We start from the raw sequence: 21,297 nt of genomic DNA, 5'->3' as shown, positions 1-21,297 counted from the left end.
AGATAGGGTCAGGGAAGCTGGTTAAGAAAGGCTTACTTTCCAGACGCTTCGCGCTCAATCGCGCGCCAGCCGATATCCCGCCGGCAGAAGCCGTTTTCCCATTTGACCGCATCGACCGCCCGATAGGCCGCAGCCTGTGCGTCCGACACGGTCTTGCCGCGCGCGGTCACGTTGAGCACCCGGCCGCCGGTAGCGACCAGTGTGCCATCCTTCAGCGCGGTGCCGGCGTGGAATGTCATCGCATCATCGCTATCTGCAGGCAGGGCCGCAATCGGCGTGCCCTTCCGGTAGGCACCGGGATAGCCCTTGGCCGCCATGACCACGGTTAGCGCAGCGTCATCGCGCCATTCGGCGCTGGCCTGGTCGAGCGTGCCATTCGCCGTGGCGAGCAGCAGCGGCAGCAAATCGGATTTCAGCCGCATCATCAACACCTGGCATTCCGGATCGCCGAAGCGGACGTTGTATTCGATCAGTTCCGGTCCCTTGTCGGTGATCATCAGCCCGGCAAACAGCACGCCAGTAAAGGGATGGCCCATCTCCGCCATGCCAGCGATCGTCGGCGCGATGATCTCTTTCATCGTGCGGGAAATCATTGCCTCGGTCATCACTTCTGCCGGAGAATAGGCACCCATGCCGCCGGTATTCGGGCCGGTATCGCCATCGCCAACCCGCTTGTGGTCCTGCGCAGAGACCAGCGCCAGACCATGCTTGCCATCGGACAGCACGAAAAAACTTGCCTCTTCGCCATCCAGAAACGCCTCGACCACCACTTCGGCACCGGCCGAGCCGAACGCACCCTCGAAGCAATCGTCGATCGCGGCACAGGCTTCCTCGACCGTCATCGCCACGGTCACGCCCTTGCCGGCGGCCAGCCCGTCAGCCTTAACGACGATTGGCGCGCCTTGCGCACGGACATAGGCTTTGGCCTTGGGACCGTTGTTGAAGCGTTGGTAAGCTCCGGTGGGAATGTCGAAACGCGCGCAGAAATCCTTGGTGAAGCCCTTGGAGCCCTCAAGCTGGGCGGCTGCGGCCGATGGCCCGAAGACGAGGAAGCCAGCTTCCCGCAGCTTGTCGCCGAGGCCAGCGACGAGTGGTGCCTCCGGTCCGAAGACAATGAAATCGATCGCTTGCGTCTTGCAGAAGTCGAGCACTGCGGCGTGGTCTTCGACATCTAGCGCCACCAGTTCGGCATGCTTGGAAATGCCGGGATTGCCGGGAGCGGCATAGAGCTTGGTCAGCACGGGAGATTGTGCGATCTTCCACGCCAATGCGTGTTCGCGTCCGCCCGATCCAATCAGCAGTACCTTCATCGCCAAGCCCTCATAACCTTGATGCTCGCGGGTTAAGGGGCAAGGGCAAAAAGGTCAAGTCCGAATGCTTTGGAGGTTTGCATGCAGCGTCGTTAATGCAATGGTAACGCTGCTTCTTGTTGAAGCGCTAACCAAACGCCGCTAGTCTCCGGCGCAGATCAAATGAATCAGTTTGGCCGGATTGTTGATGTTCGGCATGAATTTGGAGCCTGCCTTGCGTTTAACAACTCTTTCGGCGCTGTCCGTCGGTCTAATGCTCGCCGCCCCCTCCATGGCGCTTGCTGGAGATTATTGGTGGTCGGGCGACTGGTATCTCAAGGTGGGAGCCACGGGTTTCGTCGCCCCGCGCTATGAAGGTTCCAAGAGCTACTTGTTGCAGGGCCTGCCGCTGATCTCGCTTGGCAAGGCGGGCGACCTGGTGCGGTTCACATCCCGCAACGACGACCCATCCTTTTCGCTTTATGAATCCGGGCCCATGCGCCTCGGTGCCGTCGGCAAGCTGATCATGCCGCGCGACCGCGATGATTCCGGTGACCTCAAGGGCCTGAGCCCAGTCAAGTTTGGCGTCGAGGTTGGTGGCTTTGCAGAGCTTTATCCCACCGACTGGGTCCGCTTGCGCGCCGAAGTCCGCCAAGGTATTCGCAGCCACACAGGGGTTGTCGCGGACATTTCGGCAGATGCATTCAAGGATGTGACGCCGACCATACGCGTTTCCGCTGGACCGCGTCTGACCTTCGCGAGCGAAGATTACGTGGAAGCCTATTACGGGGTCGACGCGAAGGAATCGGCGAAGACCGGCCTCAAGCCCTTCAAGCCGGAGGGCGGTTTGCATTCGGTCGGCTTTGGCGGCGAAGTCACCTGGAAGACCACAGACAAGATCGATACGGGTGTCTTTGCCGAATACAAGCGTCTGGTTGGATCAGCCGGAGATTCGAGCCTTGTCAACCAGCGCGGTTCCGCCAATCAGTATCTCCTCGGCGTCTCGGCTAGCTACAAGTTCGGCTTCACGCTGCCCTGATCAAGCGGCCACGGGTCCCTTGACTGGCGAAAAATTTTGGGCTCATTGCAAGCAATGAGCAATCATCTCCCCCCCGACAACGGGCGCGTCGCCGATGCGCCTTCCGGAAATTTCGTCTACCGCGTGCTGCCGCGCTGGCTGTGGCCCTATGCGCAGTTGGCGCGATGGGACCGGCCGATCGGCTGGCAGCTCCTGATGTGGCCATGCTTCTGGTCGGCGGCGCTGGCTGCCAACGCCGCAGCACCTTTCCAGCCGGTGCTCGGCCAGTTCGCCGGGCATCTCATTCTGTTCTTTATCGGCTCGGTCGCCATGCGCGGCGCTGGCTGCACTTATAACGATCTCGTCGATGAGAAGATCGACATGGCGGTTGCGCGAACCCGCTCGCGGCCGTTGCCCTCGGGCCGCGTCACCCGCCGCCAGGCGCAGATATTCCTGCTGCTGCAGGCGTTGGTAGGCCTGCTGGTGCTGCTCTCCTTCAATCTGTTCACTATCGTGCTCGGCATCCTGTCGCTGGCGATCGTGGCGATCTATCCGTTTGCCAAGCGCTTCACCGACTGGCCGCAATTCTTCCTCGGCCTCGCCTTTTCCTGGGGAGGCCTCGTCGGCTGGGCTGCCGTGTTCGGCTCGCTGTCGTTCTCCGCAATACTGGTCTATGTGGCGGCTGTTGCCTGGACGATCGGCTATGACACGATCTATGCGCACCAGGACAAGGAAGATGACGAGTTGATCGGCGTGCGCTCGACGGCTCGGCTGTTCGGTGACAGCACCAAGGGCTGGCTCGTTGCCTTCTTCAGCGTAACGCTGGTTCTGCTGGGCTTTGCTTTCATTGGGGTCGGTGTGGGTTTCGTGGCCTGGCTAGGCCTGCTGGCCGCCGCCATTCTGTTCGGCTGGCAACTGCTGGTGCTCGACATCAACGATGCGGCGCAGTGCCTGGCGCTCTTCAAGCTGAATTCGGTTGTTGGTGCAGCTATATTTGCCGGCCTCGCAATTGGGTTGCCCTTTGCGGGGTAGGAAAGCCCGGCTGCGGGACAAAGTCAGCCGGACTTTCCTTGGGCACAGCGAAAAGCCGCAGCCCATGGGATAGCAACCTATGAAGCGATCGTCCGCGTGGCTGTTACTTCGGTAACAACCGTGTTTGTCGCCACATCCTAGGCTGCTGTACTCGCAGGCGAATATAGGTGTGTGAAAGCGGGCACTTAGTTTCTAAATCGTACGGGTAGTCCTCAGGTCAAATTGACACCGGAACGGGCATATGAAACATACCCTCAATGATTTGCCTCTTGAGTGCCCGGAGCTATACTTCCGATGTCCGATAACTCGACGTTTATGGTCTCGCTGATGAAGATTCCTTATTTTGCGCAACTTGCGGTCGACAAAGGCCAGGACTGGTTGACGGACGTCTTCAGTACGCTTGAGACGTCAGACTATGATTTCTCTCAGTTCGACGGCCTCGATTTCAATTTCGCGGACGCTTCGACCATTAGCCCGGACATATCAGCGGATGGCGCCCTGGCCGTAGAAGTTGCGGCGACGGATACATCCACGGAAGATGAGTCGAGCAGCGATAAAGACGATTCCAGCACCAAGATCGCGGCGGCGGATTCGATCGCTTTCGATGCGACCGCCGCCGAGAGCGCAGAAACGTCCGACGCTGCCGCAGCCAGCGATGACGACAGCACCGGCTGGACGCATGGATTCGACAACCAAGGCACCCCGATGCCCGAGTGGGGCAACCTGGATTCAAATAGATATTTCGGCCTGCTCTTCACGTATCTACGCGGGCTACAGGTTGGCGGGCACTATGGCGACGATGTCAATCACGTGGGCTTGAATGGTTACTACAAGGAGTTGAGGCTCGGCGGGGGCGATGATGAGATCTACGCCACGACAGCCAGCTCGGACAGGTTCAAGCACTATGACAAAACCGGCGTCAACGGCGGCGAAGGTATTGATACGCTGCATCTGCAGGGCGATTCCGACTACAAGATCGTTCTTGGCGATGTCAGCGATCTCGGCAAGTTCGGCGGCAAGGTCTTCATCGAAGGCGTCGAAAACGTTACCGGCGCGGACGGCAACGACAAGATCACCGGAACAGCCCTGAACAATTTCCTGAAGGGCATGGCCGGCGATGACACGCTCGATGGCCGCAACGGCAACGACACGCTCGACGGTGGCGATGGCAACGACAACATTTTTGGCGGCGCGGGCACGGATTCCATCGTTGGCGGCCTGGGCAACGACGCGCTCGACGGCGGCGCCGACAACGACACCATTCTTGGCGGCGACGGCAACGACACGATTTCCGGCGGTCTTGGCGATGACACGATCAACGGTGGCGACGGCAACGATACGATCTTCGGCAATGACGGCAAGAACCAGCTGAATGGCGGCCTTGGAGCCGACATCATCAATGGTGGCGACGGCGTCGATGTGATCGATGGTGGCGACGGCAGTGACGATATCGATGGCCGCGGCGGCAACGATACGATCGACGGTGGTGACGGCGACGACTCGGTCGACGCAGGCGAGGGCAACGACAGCGTTACCGGCGGCGATGGCGACGATGCACTTTACGGCGAGGCCGGCAATGATAACATCGATGGCGGCAAGGGCGACGATGTGATAGATGGCGGCGCAGGCAATGATGTCATCACCGCCGGTGCCGGTAGTGACGACATCAATGGCGGCCTTGGCAACGACACGATCGATGGCGGCGCGGGCGATGACCAGATCGCGGGCGACGAAGGCAATGACAGTCTGACGGGCGGAACGGGCGATGACACGATCACCGGCGACGCTGGCAACGACGATATATCCGGTGATGCAGGCAACGATTCCCTGAGCGGCGGTACCGGCGACGATACGATCGACGGCGGCGCGGGCAATGACACTATCACCGGCGGCGCCGGTGTTGACGAACTGCTCGGCGGCGACGGCAAGGACGACATCAGCGGCGGTGCGGGCAACGATACGATCAATGGCGGTGCCGCCCATGACGTCATCGATGGTGGCGCGGGCGTCGACAATCTCACCGGCGGTGCTGGCGAGGATACCTTCGTCTACAACAGCGTCAGCGACACCGGAGAGACCGACGATTTCGACTTCATCACCGATTTCGACGTTGCCAATGACAAGTTCGATCTCACCGACCTGAGCGCCAGCGACGAGTTCATCTTCAATGGCACCGCAGCCTTCACCAACACCGGCAACCCCCAGGTTCGCTACGAGCAGAGTAGCGGCGACACCATGGTTCAGATCGATACGGACGGCGATGGCACCGTGGACATGCAGATTCAGCTGGATGGCACAAAGGTTCTGACGTCTACGAATTTTGATCTATAATGGCATCCTAATGGAATGAAAAATGGCGCCGCAAGGCGCCATTTTTGTTTGTTAGGCTGGGGCTGTTAATCCTGCGGGAAGATCTCGCGGCCTTCGATGCGCATCTTGATGCCCATCGATCCGGTCTTGCGACGGACGAGAAAACGCGGGCGGCGATCGACGAAGTAGGAATGGCGCCGGCGCGGCTTCGGTGGCTTGGAACCGGCTGTCAGCAGGTGCTCGTCCAACTGGCGGGCAACACCGTCGGCTTCGACCATCAGCATCGGGATTTTGTAGGCTTCAGACCATGCGCGCCAGTCCGCTGCGATGTCGAAGAGGTCGTGGGCGACCAGCAACGGAATGCACAGGCTGGGATCGGTGTGGTGCAGTTCGAGGGTCACCGTGACCTCGCCGTTGCCGTGATCGATGGCGCGGGCGGCGATACCGGCAAAGGCTCGCGATGGCAGCGCCACGGTCAGCGGCAGGCCGCTCGACTTGAGGACCCGGCGCATGACTGCGCCGCGTTCATCCAGCGTAATGGTGATCACTTCGCCGGAATCCACGAGCTTGTAGGTCAGCTGTTGCGGAAACAGACCGGGATCGAGCCTCAGTATGTTTGTTGCCCAGGATGGCTGCTTGACGGTGTTCGGCATTGTTTTCGACCCTGTTTTACGTGAGAGCTGGTGCTCTTCTTCAGCGAGGACTTTTCGTCCCTTTGATGAGGTCAGAATAATCCGCCGCCGTGTGAGGCCGCTTAAAAAGCTCGGTTAAGAAACCTTTGCCTGTTCTGATGGTTAGCGATTTGCCAGAAGGTTCGGTTTGCAAAAGGTGAAGAGAAAATCGAAAATTCGATCGGTGCGCTTGAGCCTTGGCAAGCAACGTCGGGTAAGTTTCGGATAAGATGTTTCTGTTATCCTGCCGGCACACGACGGAAGCGGCAGCACATCCATGGTCTCGACATTTCTCAGCTACAACTCGGTCAGCCGCGATTATAAGGGCAACCTGGACCGGATCCGCATCACCCCGGAAGTCTCGCGAGATGAAAAATACTACGACGAACATATCGGCAAGGTAACGACTGTCGAAGAGTTCATGAGCGACTACAAGCTCTATTCCTATGCGATGCAGGCGCATGGTCTTGAGGATATGACCTACGCCAAGGCCTTCATGAAGAAGGTGCTCGAAAGCGACCTGTCGGACACCAATTCGTTTGCCAACAAGCTGACTGACGAACGCTACCGCAACTTCGCGTCCTCATTCCAGTTTTCCGCCGAGCTTTCGACCACCCAGACCACCGGCCAGGTCCAGGATGTGATCGACCACTACCAGAAGACAGTCGATGCCGAAGGCGAGGCCGTCGCTACGGAGAATGCCTATTTCAAGACAACCATCGGCACGGTCACGTCGGTGGATCAGCTGCTGGGCAACGAGCGGCTGCGGAACTATGCGCTGAGTGCGCTCGGTCTCGACACGAAATACTGGGATCGCGACTTCCTGACGAAGGTTCTGACGAGCGACGTCAACGACGCCTCGAGCTATGTCAACACCCTGACGGTCGTCAACAAGTCGGACTACGTCGCGCTCGCCTCGTCATTCAACTTCAATGCGACGGGGGGCCTCGATGCCGGCGTTACGGCGCAGGATGCCAGCCAGACAGACTCCCTTGTGACACGATACACTTTCACGGTGCCGGACCGGCTGGTGCCGGCGGCAGCTGACCTGAACAAGCAGTATTTCGAGGCCACGATCGGCTCCGTGACGTCGGTCGACGACCTGGTCAACGATGCCCGCATGCTCAGCATCGTCAAGACAGCCTATGGCTTTCCCAGCACCATGCTGAAAAGCACCGTCAAGAATATCCTGACGAGCGATCTCTCCGATCCCAACAATTATGCGACGACATTCGGCGGTGCCAGTTACGAGGCGCTGACCAAGGGCTTCAACTTTCAGCCAGATGGTTCGATCACCAGCGGCGCGACGGCGCAAACCACGGCACAGACGGCAACCACGTCCAGTCAATACATGTCGCTCTATGACGACAAGCAGGATGCCGACGACGAGGGTCTTTACACCTATTATCGCACCTACATCGGTCAAGTCGATAATTTCGACGATCTCAAGAGCACTGCGAAACTCTATAATTTTGTGCTGGCCGCTTTTGGTTTCGACCCCTCCACCACCAAGGAATCGACGATCAAGAAGACGTTGACCAGCGACCTCGCCGATCCCAAGAGCTTTGCCAACCTGCAGAAAGACAGCCGCTATACCGAGTTGGCTGCCGCCTTCAATTTCGATGCCAAGGGAGAAAAGACCGCGCCATTGTTGGCCCAGTCGCAAACGGTGATGACCGAGACCGCCAAGGACTACGTTATCCGCAAGACGCGCTACGGCCACGATGACGAGAAGGAAAAGGCGACCGCGGAGGCAAGCTACTACACCAAGCAGATGCAGGATGTGAAAACCGTTTCCGAGTTTCTATCCGACAGCCGGCTGGTGAACTTCGTCCTGGAGTCCAGGGGTATCGACCCCAAGGATGTCCCCGCCGACTTCATGAAGCAAGCTTTCGCCTCGGACCTCGACGATCCCAAGAGCTTCGTCAATCTGCAGGATGACCATCGCTTCGCCGAGATCGTCGCCTCGTTCAACTTCGACACCAAGGGCAACATCGCCAATCGCGAGACCGGAGCGCAGGGACGCTACGGCCAGATGATGACCGATTATCTCTATCTGCAGCAAAATCTCGAAGAGCAGACGGGCGACGACAGCAATGGCGTGCGGCTGGCCCTGTATTTCAAGCGCAAGATGCCGGAGATCAACTCGGCTTATGATATTCTTGGCGATACCGCGTTGCTCGAAGTGTTCCGTACCACCTTCAGCCTGCCCGCCGAAATGTCCAGCATGGACCTCGAAAAGCAGAAGGCTCTGGTCGAGAAGAACATGGATTTCGAGGAACTTCAGGATCCCGCCAAGCTCGAGAAATTCATCAGCCGCTTCACGGCCATGTATGACCTGGAAAATGACACCACGTCATCGCCGATCCTGTCGCTGTTTTCGAGTTCGACCGCCAGCATCAGCGCAGACACGCTGCTTTCCATCGCCCAGCTGAAAAGTTGATGTAAGCGCCCACTGCATAATTTTATCCTTTAACCGGAATCGGTTTAAGGACAAAATTATGCAGCAGATTCAAAATTCTACAGCGTCCTTTGCGCGTCATATCTGACGCGCGGCGCTGTAATCTTCACATTGCTTTTGCATTCCAGTCGTTATATCTCGTCAGATATCACGTTTGGGAGATTTTCATGTTTCGTCGCTCGTTTCTCGTTTCCGTCGTTGCCGCCGTGTCGTTCTGCGCGGCATCCTTCCTTCCAGTACATGCCGAAGACAAGACGCTCACCGTCTTCGCCGCCGCCAGCATGAAGGGCTCGCTGGACAAGGTCGCAGGTCTTTATGAAAAGAAGAGCGGCGTGAAGGTGGCGATCTCGTTTGCTGCAAGCTCAGCGCTCGCCAAGCAGATCGAAGCCGCAGCACCCGCGGATGTGTTCATTTCGGCCGACACCAAATGGATGGGCTACCTCGTCGACAAGAAGCTGGTGAACAGGGCGGAGGTCGTCAACCTGCTGGGCAATCGCCTCGTGCTGGTCGCCGAGAAGGATTCGGCCATCAGCCTCAAGATCGAGAAGGGCTTTGCGCTCGCCAAGACGCTGGGCGATGGCCGCCTCGCCATGGGCGAAGTCAAGAGCGTTCCCGCTGGCAAGTACGGCAAGGAATCGCTGGAATTCTACGGCGTCTGGAAGGATGTCGAGGCTAAGGTTGCTGGTGCTGAAAATGTTCGCGCGGCTCTGCAGCTCGTGACCCGCGGCGAAGCGCCGCTCGGCATCGTCTACGAAACCGACGCCAAGGCCGAGAAGGGTGTTAAAGTCGTCGATACGTTCGGCGAAGACAGCCATGCGCCGATCGTCTACCCGGTCGCACCCGTCGCCGCATCGACCAAGGCTCAAGCCAAGGATTTCGTATCCTTCATGAACAGCGCCGACGCACAGGCAGTCTTCAAGCAAGCCGGCTTTACCGTGCTCGCGGGCTCCTGATATCAAGCGCAAATGTTCAGTGCCGAAGAATGGGTAGCAATCACTCTAAGTCTTAAAGTGGCAGGTCTGGCGGTTGCCGTTAGCCTGCCGATCGGCATTGCAATCGCCTATCTCCTGGCGCGGCGTGAATTCCCTGGCAAGTCCCTTCTCTCAGCCGTCATATCCCTGCCGCTGATCCTGCCGCCGGTGGTCACCGGCTATCTGCTGCTCGTTGCCTTCGGGCGCAGGGGCGTGCTGGGCATTTTCTTCGCCGATGTCTTCGGCCTGGTTTTCTCCTTTCGCTGGACGGGTGCAGCACTTGCCGCTGCGGTCATGGGCTTTCCGCTGCTGGTGCAGGCGATCCGCATCTCCATGGAAGCGATCGATCACCGATTGGAAGCGGCGTCTGCCACGCTTGGCGCCAATCCGCTGATGGTGTTTCTGACGGTCACGCTGCCGCTCAGCCTGCCGGGAATCCTGGCCGGCACCGTGCTGGCATTCGCCCGTTCACTGGGCGAGTTCGGCGCGACGATCACCTTCGTCTCTGCCATTCCCGGCGAGACCCAGACCTTGGCCTCGGCCATCTCATCGGCACTTCAGGATCCTGACGGCGAGGCGACCGCCTACCGGCTGACGCTGCTGTCGATCCTTATTTCGTTTGCCGCCATCTTCCTCTCCGGGTTCTTGTCGCGCTATCTCGCGCGGCGACTGGGGGCAAACAGATGATTTCGGTTTCGGTCACCCACACGCAAGGCGACTTCGACCTTGAGGCGAATTTCGAGGCGGGCGAGGGCGTGACCGCTCTGTTTGGCGCGTCCGGTTCCGGCAAGACGACGCTGGTGCAGATCATCGCCGGCCTGACCCGCCCGCAGAAGGCGCTGATCCGCTTTGACGGCGTGGTGTGGAATGACACGGAGAAGCGGATCTTCGTGGCACCTCACAAGCGCCGCATCGGCTACATCTTCCAGGAAGGCCGGCTGTTTCCGCACCTCACTGCACGCCAGAACCTGCTCTACGGCCGCTTCTTCGCGCCGAAGGAGGTGCGTAGCATCTCCGAGGCCGACGTGATCGCTCTGCTCGGCATCGGCCGACTGCTGGAACAGCGCCCGTCGACGCTTTCGGGTGGCGAGAAACAACGCGTTGCGATCGGCAGGGCACTGCTGGCGGCACCACGGCTGATGCTGATGGACGAGCCGCTTTCGGCGCTCGATCGCTCCCGCAAGCAGGAAATCCTGCCCTACATCGAACGCATCCGCGACGAGTTCAAGATTCCCGTCATCTATGTCAGCCACGCCATGGACGAGGTCGCGCGACTGGCAAACAAGGTCGTGCTGCTGGACGAGGGCCGGATCAAGGCTGCCGGCCGGCCGGACGAAGTTTTCGGAGCGAGCCTCAATCTCTCGGAGAACTTCGCGCCGCAGTCGATTCTCGAGGGCAAGCTGATCGGCCACGAACCCTATTATGGCTTGAGCATTGCCGAAATGGGCAGCGAGATTATCACGCTTCAACCGGTCGACTTGCCGGAAGGCACGCTGGTGCGCATGCGGGTGGCGGCAACCGACGTGATTCTTGCGCTGGACCGGCCCGACAATATCAGTGCGCTCAACCATCTCTCTGGCACGATCACCGAGTTCGCCGCCGATGGCCCACATATCCTCGTCAGCCTAGATTGTTCCGGCCAGCGGCTGTTGTCGCGGATCACGCTCCTGTCGATGGAGCGTCTGGGGCTGAAACTCGGAATGCAGGTGCATGCGCTGTTCAAGGCCGTCACGGTCGACAGCGGCAGCGTCTATCATGTTTCCCCAGGCGGTTCCTGAGCAGGGCTGGCATTCGCCGCCAGCCATTCGAGATCGGTCTTCAGCGTCTTTTGCGTCTTGGCTTCCATTCCCCGAAAGCGGGCGAGCAGCGCTTCGCCAAAAGTCGTCAACCCTGCGCCGCCACCGGCCTTGCCACCATGCTTGGTGGAGATCACCGGCTCGAGGAACATACGGTTGAGCTCGTCGGCGAGTAACCAGCCGCGGCGATAGGACATGTCCATCCGTTGCGCCGCCTGACGGATCGAGCCGGTCTCGCGGATCAATTCCATCAACTCGGCCTTGCCGTGGCTGAGAGGTGCTCCGCCCGGAAAAGTCAGCCTGAGATTGGTTTTGATCACGCGGTGCATCAGATCTTGACCACCTTGTCGGGGTTCATGATATCAGCAGGGTCGAAAGCGCGCTTGATCCGCCGCATCAGGTCCATTTCGATCGCCGGACGGATTTCCGAGAGTTCGTCGCGCTTCAACTGACCGATGCCATGTTCGGCCGAGATCGATCCGCCAAATTCAAGCACCAGGCCGTGGACGATCTTGTTGACCTCGCGCCAGCGGCCGATGAACTGCTGCTTGTCGGCACCGACCGGCTGGGAGATGTTGTAATGGATATTGCCGTCGCCCATATGGCCGAACGCGCAGATACGGGCACCTGGAACGTCGGCAAGCACAGCTTTCTCCGCCTTGGCCATGAATGCGGGAATGGAAGACACCGGCACAGACACGTCGTGCTTGATCGATCCACCCTCGGGCTTCTGTGCCTCCGACATGCTTTCACGCAAATGCCAGAAGGCGCGGGCCTGCGCGGTCGAGGCGGCAATCGTGGCATCCTGGATGACGCCCTTCGAAAAGGCTTCCTCCAGCAGTGACTGCATCATCCGCTCGGCGCTCTCGGCACTGTCGGAGGTCGAGATATCGACCAGCACATACCAGGGATGACTGCTCGCAAGCGGATCGCGAACGCCGGGAATATGCTTCGCCGTGAACTCGACGCCGAGCCGCACCATCAGCTCGAAGCCGGTGAGCGACGTGCCGCAAATGTTCGAGGCCATGCCGAGCAGGGTGAGTGCGTCCTCAGCCGAATTCAGTCCGGCAAACGCCACCTGATGGCCACGCGGCCGCGGAAACAGCTTCAGCACCGCGCCAGTAATCACCCCCAGCGTGCCCTCCGCGCCGATGAACAGGTCGCGCAGGTCGTAGCCGGTATTGTCTTTCTTGAGCTTGCGCAGCCCATCCCAGATCTCGCCGGTCGGCAGAACCACCTCGAGCCCGAGGCAAAGCTGGCGCGTATTGCCATAAGCGAGCACCTGCGTGCCACCGGCATTGGTCGAGAGGTTGCCGCCGATCTGGCAGCTTCCCTGCGAGCCCAGCGACAACGGAAACAACCGATCGTGTTTTTCCGCGACCTGGTGGATGGCATCGAGGATGCAGCCGGCATCGGCAACGATCACATTGGCCGAGATATCCACTTCGCGGATGCGATTCATGCGGCCGAGCGACAGCAGCACATCGCTCTTGCCTTCCCGCGGCGTCTGCCCACCGACATGGCCGGTATTGCCCGACTGTGGCACGATCGCGGTGCCGGTCTCGGTGGCGAGCTTAAGGATGGCGGAGACTTCCTGCGTGTTTGCGGGCTTCAGCAACAGCGGCGAGGCGCCATGGTAGAGACCGCGCGTCTCGACGAGATGCGGTGCAATCTCCTTCTGGTCCGTGACGGCATTGGCATCGCCGACAATGGCGGCAAAGCGGGAGATGAGAGTGTGGTCCATGTTCTCTTCTTTACTCCCTCGGTGCCGCCGCGCGCGCCAACCGGTCGTTGATCGCCTCGCCCAGTCCCTCGTTCGGGATCGGCGCAAAGGCGATCCGCCGGGCCGAAAGCGCATCGGCCTTCTTCATGATGGCGAACAGATTGGCGGCCGCCTCGCGCAGATCGCCAATCGGGCTGAGATCAAATATGGCCGCGGCATTCTCCAAGCCGGCCACCTTTTGCGCACCAAAATTCACAAGGATCTCTTCGCTCTCGACCGACGTCGCATCGAGCCGCACTGGCGCATTGGGTGCATAGTGCGAAGCCAGCATCCCGGGCGCTTCGATGGCCTCGAGCGCGGCATTCTCCGAGCGTACGACGCTCTGGCCAAGCACCGCTTCGATCTCGGCAACATCGAGCCCGCCGGGACGCAGCAGGCGGGCCTCGCCATTCTCGACCTTGATGATCGTGCTCTCGACGCCGACACCGCTCGCGCCACCATCGAGGATCAGCTGGATCTGATCCCCGAGATCGGCAGCGACATGTGCTGCCGAGGTGGGACTGATGCGGCCGGACAGATTGGCACTCGGCGCGGCCAGCGGCTTGCCATAGGCGGCAATCAACGTGCCCGCAAAGCCCTCCGGCACCCGCACGCCGACGGTCGGCAAGCCTGCGGTGCAAAGCTCATGGATCGTGCTGGTATCCTTCAGCGGCAGCACAAGCGTCAGCGGTCCCGGCCAGAAGGCATGCGCGAGCGTCAGCGACAGCGGATCAAAATCGGCATGCGCCATCGCCATGTCGAGCCCCGACATATGTGCGATCAACGGGTTGAAGCGCGGCCGGCCCTTGACTTCATAGATGCGGGTGATTGCCAAGGGATTGGTGGCATCGGCCGCCAGCCCATAGACGGTCTCGGTCGGCATCGCGATCGGTTCGCCGGATTCCAACGCGGCGCAGCCGGCCTCGAGCGCCCGCTGCGGCTCCATATGAATGTCGATCAGTTCGGCCATTGTTTTTGCCGGTGGGATAAGCATATCGCCCTATACAGCGGCATGCAGGGCTTGCCAAGGCGGGCACGTGGTACGAGAGGGCTCGATCTATCCCAGCTGGATGGCGCGAATGACCCGGCGCTGTGCCTCATGCTTGGCCCCGAGCAACAGCACGTTCTTCATGGCCAGCTTGGGATCGTGGGTGCGAAACAGCAGGCCGTTGCCCCGGATAGCCCGGTTGATGGCCAGCTTCTTCTTTTCCTCGTCCTTCTGCAGGGCAATGGCAAAATACATCCGTTCGGCGCGCATATTGATATTGTCGAAGGCCATGTCCTCGGGGGCGATCTCGGCAAAGAAATTGGCGATGTAGAAAGCCCAGCGCACATCCTTGAATTCGTGGAAATCCGACTTTGCCGCCGTCACATGGCAGTAACCGAGATGCGGCGTGCCCTTCAGAGTGCGATGAAAGACCAGACGGGGAAACTGGATCGACTGGTGAAAGCCATTCAGCCGGTCATGCGTTTTCTCGCCGGCGGAGTTGAGAAACTTGCCCGTGCGTTCGGCCACCTCCTCATAGCTCAGATAGCGCTTTTCGAGTGGAGCCCAACTCGGCCGCGAACGATCGATGCGGCCGTTGCGGAGGAAATCGACATGCGGCGTGGCTCTGCCGGCGATGTTTGCCCTTGCTGTCTCATCCGCGAAATACTGCAATTTCGACATGGCAGAAAGGTCTTCCGAAATATCTGGCTGCATGAGCGTACTCTAAAACTGGTTAACGTGTTTTTAACGCTAACGCAGCTGCATGTCCCGAGGCTTGCCGCAGGTGCGAAGAGCGCTTAATTTTCCTGATAATTCAAGGCTGTTTCAACCGGCTTGACGCGCGAATGTGCCAATGCCGAACCATAGCCGAGCCCCGCAAGCGCCGATGTGCCGACTGCGCCCTGGACACTGACCAGATACTGCAGCGCCGGTGGTTTTTCGGGCAGCAATCCGCCGCTTTTCCACAGGCGCGCCAACTCGGTGCGAGCCATCGGCACGGTGTTAACGTCGATGTCATCGAGTGTGCCCTCGATCCGCATCGGGCAGGTGCGGTCGCCGCAATTGGAGGCGGATGAGAACTGCCAAAGGAAATAATTATCCCAGTTGCCCATCGGGAAAACGCCCTTGATCTCGGGCTTGTAGCGGGCATACCACAGCGGCAGGCGCGACAGCAGAGCGTAGTTTTCGCGCCGGCTGGCAATGTAGCGGGCCGTGTCGTGATTGGTGTAGAGCACCGGATAGCGGCCGGTGCGGGTCTTGATGTGCTGGACGAAGATTTCCGCGTCGTCGAGCGACATGAACTTGGTGGAATCGAGACTCTCGATATCCAGCACCATCAGGTCGTCGGCACCGGGCGTGGCATAGTCGAGAAAATGATTGGCCTGATCGACCGGATCACCGGGCCGGCCGAGATGATAGGCGCCCCAGAGCAGGCCGTTGGCCTTGGCGAGCAGCTTGCGGGTCTGGTAGAGCTCGCGGCTGACCGCGTATTTGCGCCACATCGTCTTGCAGTGATTGACCGTGTCGCCATTGTGCTTGCCGCGACAGTCATAGATTTCGGGCAGCCCATCGGAGGCCTTGGAGATGAAGCCGGCAATCCGCTTGTTGGCGACCAGCTTTTCCCATTCGATGATGTTCATCTCGTAGGCGTCGATCACCAGCGACGTCGTCTTGTTCTTCCAAGGCTCGTCATCGGCGGCTTGTGCAGTGCAAAAGCCGGAGAACGTCAGAAGGCCGAGAGCGAGCGCGAGCAATGACTTCATACACACCATACCGTAGGATCAAATTTCAATCCTGGGCGAATATGGTGAACAATAGGTTAATTTGAGGCATTGCTAAAGTACGCGCGCGCTAAATAGTCGCAGTGCAACATTTATGTCGCATCGGCAGCGCTGCGTGCAGCGCTCCCAAAAGGGATGGGTGGGCAATGTCAGAGCGGCAGCATTGCCGCCAGCGCTCCGAGGAAGGATGGCTTGGCGATACCAGGCAGTTCGGCTCGTTTCATACGACCAAGAACGGTGCGCAGTGCCTGGACCTGCGCGGAGTAGCGTCGGCGGAGAAAAGCGATCTTGCGCACGTGGTCGTCGATTTCCCACAGTGCTTTCGTGCCAGCTGCGAAATAGGCGATGTCGCCGGAGGCGAGCGTCTTCACAACGCCGCTTTCAGATGTGACCCGCACGGACCCGTCAAGAATGAACACGGTCTCTTCGTCATGGAAGGTCCACCAAAAGCTGCCGGCGCTGCATTCCCAAATATGGGTCGAGGACTTTCCGTCGACGCTGGGGGAGTGCAATCCCGCGCGCGCCACCGGGGTGCCGGAGATGATCCAGTCCGGATTGATCGGCGCATCCTGCATCACAACGTCTTCCGAGCGACCCGCGATGAAATTCGGATCCATGGCCACGAATGACTGTGCAGTGCCACCAAAAGACATAAAACTCTCCCATTCCCCAGTGGCTTCTCTTTGACACGAAATTTTTGGGGAACGGTTGAACGAAAGCCTAAAATTTGATCGAACCTGTGCCATAGCTGAAAGAAAAGCGAAGAAGGAACGAAGATGAAGATTCTGGTTGTGGGCGCGAGCGGCCTCTTGGGCAGCGCCGTGGTTGCCGAACTCTCCAAGCGCAATGAGGTGATTGCGGCCTCGCGCAACAGCGATGTCTCCGTCGATATCAAGGATGTGGCGAGCATTCGCGCCATGTTCGAGAAGGTCGGCAAGCTCGACGCTATCGTCTGCACGGCCGGTAAGGCGCATTTCGGCCCGCTCGCCGAGATCACCGAGGAGAAGATGGCTGTCGGCATCAAGGACAAGCTCATGGGCCAGGTCAACCTCGTGCTCGAGGGCACGAAGCATCTCAACGATGGCGGTTCCTTCACGCTGGTCAGCGGCATTTTGGGTGATGAGCCGATCAAGGCCGGCGCCAATGCGAGCATGGTCAACGGTGCGATCGATGCCTTCGTGAGATCGGCGGCAATCGAGTTACCGCGTGGCATCCGTATCAACTCGGTCAGCGCCACCGTGTTCGAGGAAGCGCTCGGCCACTACGGTCCGTTCTTCCGCGGCTTCAAGCCCATCCCGGTTGCAGACGCAGCACTGGCCTTCTCGCGCAGCGTCGAAGGCGCCGGCACCGGCCAGGTCTACAAGGTCGGGTATTGATCTGGACAAGGCCCCGTTCCGGTCAGTTGTAATCGAAGCCAAAACCTCTCCCCCCGTCATCGCGGGGGAGACAACATCAAAGTATCCGTGCCTTCTTGAGCAGCATCCAGGCAAGCCCGATCGACAGCGCGATCAGGATGCCGGCAAACACGGTGCCGCCATCCGTGTGGGCGAATGGCAGGTTCTCGGTGTTCATGCCGAAGAAGCCGGTCACCAGCGTCGGCGGCATCAGGAAGGCCGTCAGCAGCGAGAGGATATAGAGGTGGCGGTTGGTTTCCGACGATGCGCGGGAATCGATATCTTCATGCAGCAGCCGGGCTCGCTCCTGGAGCGAAAACACGTCGCGCTCCACCGTCTCGATCCGGTCGGTCAGCCGCCGGGCGATATCCTCGAACCCGTCCGGCATTTCGTCGTCGTCAAGCGCACCGGCGCGCCGCAACAAGGCGAGCTCGGTGCGCAGATGCCGGTGTAGCTTGACGATCGTCCGGCGGGCAGGGGCCAGCTTGTGGCGTTCGTCGCGGGCTGCATTTTCGTAGACGAAGTCCTCGATGATGTTGAGTTCCTCGTTAATCTCCAGCACCAAGGCCATGACAGTACGCTGGAATTCAACGACAAGCGTGCCAAGCACATCAAGCGGCGCATTGATCTTGTTGCTTTTCTCCATCGCGGTGCGGGCGCGATCGACGCTGCGTAGCGGATGCAGCCGGGTGGTGACGATCATCCTGTCCGTCACCGCGAAATGCAGCCAGCCGATCTCGGACGTCATCTCGTCAAAGCCGCGCTGGAAATCGACCAGCGTGCCGCAGACCAGATCGCGCGACACCGACAACACCGCATGCGGATCGCGGCTGGTCAGCGCCTGGATCGCTTCCGCCGACAGGCCTGGCAGCTTTTCCAGCAGCGACGGCACGCGCGCGTCACTTAAGCCCAGATGGAGCCAGATGAAGCCGTTCGCGGCCAGCACCTCGTCGATGCCGACATTGGCCGGCAATCGCTCGGATTGTCCCTGGTCGGCTGAGAAGCAATGTGCCCAGACGAAGCCGGGAATGGTTGATGTCGTCAGTTCCATGCGGCCCCGGGGCTTTTGTTCTCCAGAGCCATAGGCCTGATTTATGACAGTTGTGTAACAATCAAAGGGCGGCTCCGGACCGGCTATTGGCACGATTGACGTTTACGTAAAAATCAATTAGCGATTTTCCCGACCCGGCTGTGGATTTGCTAACCGACAGCCCGTAGTCTGGGCGAGATTGCCATGTGGGAGGAGAGCACATGTATAAGGCACCGGTCGAAGAGATCGTCTTTACCCTCAAGCATGTGGCAGGCCTCGACGCCGCACTCGGCGCGGGCCGCTTCAGCGATCTGACCGAAGATCTGGCCGAAGCGATTCTCTCCGAAGCCGGTCGTTTCGCCACCGAGGAAGTCGCGCCACTCGCCGATATCGGCGACAAGCAGGGCGCGCGACTTGCCGACGCCAAGATCAAGACGCCGGACGGCTGGGCCGATCTTTATCGCCGCTGGGCGGAAGGCGGCTGGAACGGGCTGACGGCACCCGAGGAATTCGGCGGCCAGAGTCTGCCGCACATGCTGCTGGTGTCGACCTTCGAGATGTGGAACGGCGGCTCGATGGGCTTTGCTATCGGCCCGACCTTGACGATCGGTGCAATTGAAGCAATCGACGCGCATGCCTCCGATGCACTGAAGCAGAAATACCTGCCGAAGATGGTTTCGGGCGAGTGGATGGGGTCGATGAACCTCACCGAATCGCATTCCGGCTCCGATCTTGGGGTAATGAAAACCCGCGCCGAGCGGCGCGATGACGGCACCTACCGCATCTTCGGCCAGAAGATCTTCATCACCTATGGCGAGCACGATTTCACCGACAACATCGTCCATCTGGTGCTGGCGCGCCTGCCGGATGCGCCGGCGGGTTCGCGCGGCATCTCGCTGTTCATCGTGCCGAAATTCCTGGTCAACGACGATGGTTCGCTCGGCGACCGCAATGACGTCTACTGCCATTCCATCGAGCACAAGCTTGGCATCCACGCCTCGCCGACCTGCACGATGATCTATGGCGACGGCAAGTTCGGCGCGGAAAAGGGCGCCGTCGGCTGGCTGGTCGGTGAGGAAAACAAGGGCCTCGCCTGCATGTTCACGATGATGAACAACGCCCGGCTGTCCGTCGGCATGCAGGGTGTGGCGATCTGCGAGGCCGCCACGCAAAAGGCCATCCAGTATGCTCATGAGCGCACGCAGGGTCGCGCCGTCGGCTGGAAGGGCGAGGGCATGAGCCCGATCATCGAGCATCCCGATATCCAGCGCATGCTGGTAACGATGAAGGCGCTGACCCAGGGCGCGCGCTCGATCGCCTATGCCTGCGCACATGCCGTCGATATGGCGCATGTTTCCGAGAGTGCTGACCGCGCCTTCTGGGAGGCGCGCGCCAACCTGCTGACGCCGCTCGCCAAAAGCATCCCCACGGATGCCGGCGTCGAGGTTTCCTCGCTTGGCGTGCAGGTGCATGGCGGCATGGGCTATATCGAGGAAACCGGCGCCGCGCGGCTTTATCGCGATGCGCGCATCGCACCGATCTATGAAGGCACCAATGGCATCCAGGCCATCGACCTGATCGGCCGCAAGCTGCCGCAATCCGGCGGCGCGCATGTCAGGGGCTTTATTGGTGAGCTCAAGGCGGTGGTCGAGGATGTCAGGCAGTCCAATCGACCGGGCTTCGGCCGCACCGCCGACAAACTGACCGAGGCAATCGCCGATCTCGAAGAAGCCACCGAGTGGCTGCTGGCCAGCGTCGGCGGCGGCCGTATGAATGAAGCACTATCGGGCGCAACCCCCTATCAGCGTCAATTCGGGTTGACACTGACCGGTATCTACCTCGCCAAGGCAGGTCTTGCCGAAGGTGGTGACGGCAAGGACGATGCGCGCATCGCGCTCGCGCGGTTTGCTGCTGAAAACCTGCTGTCGGAAACCACAGCCCTCAAGGATCGCGTCATCAACGGCGCCGAAAGCCTCGCCGCAGCCCGCGCTGTATTGGCATAAAGGAATTTAAATGACCGATCTCGTCCTGCTCGAACGTCCGGCAAACCATCCCGGCATTCTCGTCATCCGCATGAACCGGCCCGACAAGAAAAACGCCATCACCCGCGAAATGTACGGCGCGATGGCTCTGGCGCTGGCGGATGCCAATGATGACGACAGCATCGCGGCCGCGGTGCTGTTCGGCGTGCCGGGCTGCTTCTCTTCGGGCAACGACCTCACCGACTTCATGGAGATCGCCAAGGAAAAGTCCGAGGCGAAAAACGTGCTGGCTTTCATCCACGAACTCGCTCGGTTTACAAAACCGCTGCTCTCCGGCGTCGACGGCATCGCCATCGGCATCGGCGTCACGATGAATTTCCATTGCGACCTGACCTTCGCCACGGCACGCTCCGTGTTCCGCACGCCATTCACCGATCTCGCCGTTGTTCCGGAGGCGGGATCGAGCCTGCTCGGCCCGCGCATCATGGGCGCCCAACGCGCCTTCGCCATGCTGGTCAACGGTTTGCCCTTCACCGCCGAGGACGCGAAAGACGCCGGCGTGATCTGGAAGATCGTCGGCGAAGATGAACTCGAAGAGACGGTGCTCGCCGCTGCCTCCAACCTCGCGGCCCGGCCACATAACTCGCTGATGCTGTCGCGCAAGCTGGTCAAGGGCGATGTCAACGAGATCCTGACGCGCATGGACGAGGAGATGGAGCACTTCCTCGCGCAGTTGCAGTCGAAGGAAGCCGCTGGTGTTTATGAGGCGTTTTTTACCCGAAGGAAGTAACGCACAAGCCTAGCAGTCGGGA

Annotated in this window: 19 protein-coding genes; 10 read left to right on the top strand and 9 right to left on the bottom strand. The window is 60.0% G+C overall.

Features of this window, described 5'->3' with window-relative positions; translation table 11 throughout:
* Nucleotides 1-32: 32 nt before the first annotated feature.
* On the bottom strand, nucleotides 33-1,310 hold the full coding sequence (gene purD / locus ACXHRN_RS18065; RefSeq protein WP_488637693.1) for a phosphoribosylamine--glycine ligase: 1,278 nt from the start codon (nucleotides 1,308-1,310) through the stop codon (nucleotides 33-35).
* Between the two features lie 214 nt (nucleotides 1,311-1,524).
* Here purD and ACXHRN_RS18060 point away from each other — a divergent pair, with 214 nt between their 5' ends.
* The 3 genes from ACXHRN_RS18060 to ACXHRN_RS18050 all read left to right on the top strand — a co-directional run bounded on the left by ACXHRN_RS18060 (nucleotide 1,525) and on the right by ACXHRN_RS18050 (nucleotide 5,670).
* A complete protein-coding gene (locus tag ACXHRN_RS18060; protein WP_488637692.1) occupies nucleotides 1,525-2,328 on the top strand; it encodes a MipA/OmpV family protein in 804 nt (267 codons plus the stop codon).
* Between the two features lie 54 nt (nucleotides 2,329-2,382).
* Complete coding sequence (gene ubiA, locus ACXHRN_RS18055) at nucleotides 2,383-3,339, top strand: 4-hydroxybenzoate octaprenyltransferase (protein WP_488637691.1); 957 nt, start codon at nucleotides 2,383-2,385, stop codon at nucleotides 3,337-3,339.
* A 294-nt stretch (nucleotides 3,340-3,633) separates the two neighbouring features.
* Nucleotides 3,634-5,670: a calcium-binding protein gene (locus ACXHRN_RS18050; protein WP_488637690.1), complete on the top strand. Its 2,037-nt coding sequence runs from the start codon at nucleotides 3,634-3,636 to the stop codon at nucleotides 5,668-5,670.
* 65 nt (nucleotides 5,671-5,735) lie between these two features.
* Here the strand turns inward: ACXHRN_RS18050 and ACXHRN_RS18045 are convergent, their stop codons facing one another.
* Entirely contained in the window at nucleotides 5,736-6,302 is a 567-nt protein-coding gene (locus ACXHRN_RS18045; RefSeq protein ID WP_488637689.1) for a DUF6101 family protein, read from the bottom strand.
* A gap of 295 nt (nucleotides 6,303-6,597) precedes the next feature.
* Between ACXHRN_RS18045 and ACXHRN_RS18040 the strand changes: the two genes are divergently transcribed.
* The 4 genes from ACXHRN_RS18040 (at nucleotide 6,598) to modC (ending at nucleotide 11,530) form a co-directional block, all read left to right on the top strand.
* Entirely contained in the window at nucleotides 6,598-8,763 is a 2,166-nt protein-coding gene (locus ACXHRN_RS18040; protein ID WP_488637688.1) for a DUF1217 domain-containing protein, read from the top strand.
* A 185-nt stretch (nucleotides 8,764-8,948) separates the two neighbouring features.
* Nucleotides 8,949-9,734, top strand: a complete 786-nt coding sequence (gene modA / locus ACXHRN_RS18035) for a molybdate ABC transporter substrate-binding protein (protein ID WP_488637687.1) — start codon at nucleotides 8,949-8,951, stop codon at nucleotides 9,732-9,734.
* 12 nt (nucleotides 9,735-9,746) lie between these two features.
* On the top strand, nucleotides 9,747-10,439 hold the full coding sequence (modB, locus tag ACXHRN_RS18030) for a molybdate ABC transporter permease subunit (RefSeq protein WP_488637686.1): 693 nt from the start codon (nucleotides 9,747-9,749) through the stop codon (nucleotides 10,437-10,439).
* Entirely contained in the window at nucleotides 10,436-11,530 is a 1,095-nt protein-coding gene (modC, locus tag ACXHRN_RS18025; protein WP_488637685.1) for a molybdenum ABC transporter ATP-binding protein, read from the top strand. The genes modB and modC overlap by 4 nt, the downstream gene beginning before the upstream one ends.
* Here the strand turns inward: modC and ACXHRN_RS18020 are convergent.
* The 6 genes from ACXHRN_RS18020 to ACXHRN_RS17995 all read right to left on the bottom strand — a co-directional run bounded on the left by ACXHRN_RS18020 (nucleotide 11,506) and on the right by ACXHRN_RS17995 (nucleotide 16,732).
* Nucleotides 11,506-11,877, bottom strand: coding sequence for a winged helix-turn-helix domain-containing protein (locus ACXHRN_RS18020; RefSeq protein ID WP_488637684.1), 372 nt, complete (start codon nucleotides 11,875-11,877; stop codon nucleotides 11,506-11,508). The genes modC and ACXHRN_RS18020 overlap by 25 nt on opposite strands.
* The gene (locus ACXHRN_RS18015; protein ID WP_488637683.1) at nucleotides 11,877-13,292 is read right to left on the bottom strand and encodes an FAD-binding oxidoreductase; all 1,416 of its coding nucleotides are present in this window, start codon (nucleotides 13,290-13,292) and stop codon (nucleotides 11,877-11,879) included. Before ACXHRN_RS18015 ends, ACXHRN_RS18020 begins: the two co-directional genes overlap by 1 nt.
* A 10-nt stretch (nucleotides 13,293-13,302) precedes the next feature.
* Nucleotides 13,303-14,280, bottom strand: a complete 978-nt coding sequence (locus ACXHRN_RS18010) for an L-threonylcarbamoyladenylate synthase (RefSeq protein ID WP_488637682.1) — start codon at nucleotides 14,278-14,280, stop codon at nucleotides 13,303-13,305.
* An 87-nt stretch (nucleotides 14,281-14,367) separates the two neighbouring features.
* A complete protein-coding gene (locus ACXHRN_RS18005) occupies nucleotides 14,368-14,979 on the bottom strand; it encodes a DUF6656 family protein (RefSeq protein WP_488641938.1) in 612 nt (203 codons plus the stop codon).
* A gap of 116 nt (nucleotides 14,980-15,095) precedes the next feature.
* Nucleotides 15,096-16,061 carry a glycoside hydrolase family 25 protein gene (locus tag ACXHRN_RS18000; protein WP_488637681.1) on the bottom strand — a complete coding sequence of 322 codons (966 nt, stop codon included), beginning with the start codon at nucleotides 16,059-16,061 and terminating at the stop codon, nucleotides 15,096-15,098.
* Nucleotides 16,062-16,228: 167 nt separating this feature from the next.
* Nucleotides 16,229-16,732: a cupin domain-containing protein gene (locus tag ACXHRN_RS17995; RefSeq protein ID WP_488637680.1), complete on the bottom strand. Its 504-nt coding sequence runs from the start codon at nucleotides 16,730-16,732 to the stop codon at nucleotides 16,229-16,231.
* 123 nt (nucleotides 16,733-16,855) lie between these two features.
* On the opposite strand from ACXHRN_RS17995, the gene ACXHRN_RS17990 reads away from it, so the two are divergent.
* Nucleotides 16,856-17,455, top strand: a complete 600-nt coding sequence (locus ACXHRN_RS17990) for a short chain dehydrogenase (RefSeq protein ID WP_488637679.1) — start codon at nucleotides 16,856-16,858, stop codon at nucleotides 17,453-17,455.
* A 76-nt stretch (nucleotides 17,456-17,531) separates the two neighbouring features.
* On the opposite strand, the gene ACXHRN_RS17985 is transcribed toward ACXHRN_RS17990, so the two are convergent.
* On the bottom strand, nucleotides 17,532-18,524 hold the full coding sequence (locus ACXHRN_RS17985; RefSeq protein WP_488637678.1) for a transporter: 993 nt from the start codon (nucleotides 18,522-18,524) through the stop codon (nucleotides 17,532-17,534).
* A 200-nt stretch (nucleotides 18,525-18,724) separates the two neighbouring features.
* Here ACXHRN_RS17985 and ACXHRN_RS17980 point away from each other — a divergent pair, with 200 nt between their 5' ends.
* Nucleotides 18,725-20,506 carry an acyl-CoA dehydrogenase gene (locus tag ACXHRN_RS17980; protein ID WP_488637677.1) on the top strand — a complete coding sequence of 594 codons (1,782 nt, stop codon included), beginning with the start codon at nucleotides 18,725-18,727 and terminating at the stop codon, nucleotides 20,504-20,506.
* Nucleotides 20,507-20,516: 10 nt separating this feature from the next.
* Nucleotides 20,517-21,275, top strand: a complete 759-nt coding sequence (locus tag ACXHRN_RS17975; RefSeq protein ID WP_488637676.1) for a crotonase/enoyl-CoA hydratase family protein — start codon at nucleotides 20,517-20,519, stop codon at nucleotides 21,273-21,275.
* Nucleotides 21,276-21,297 lie beyond the last annotated feature (22 nt).

The organism is Shinella sp. OV683 (genome assembly GCF_057787725.1).
This window is presented reverse-complemented; position numbering and strand designations above follow the sequence as displayed.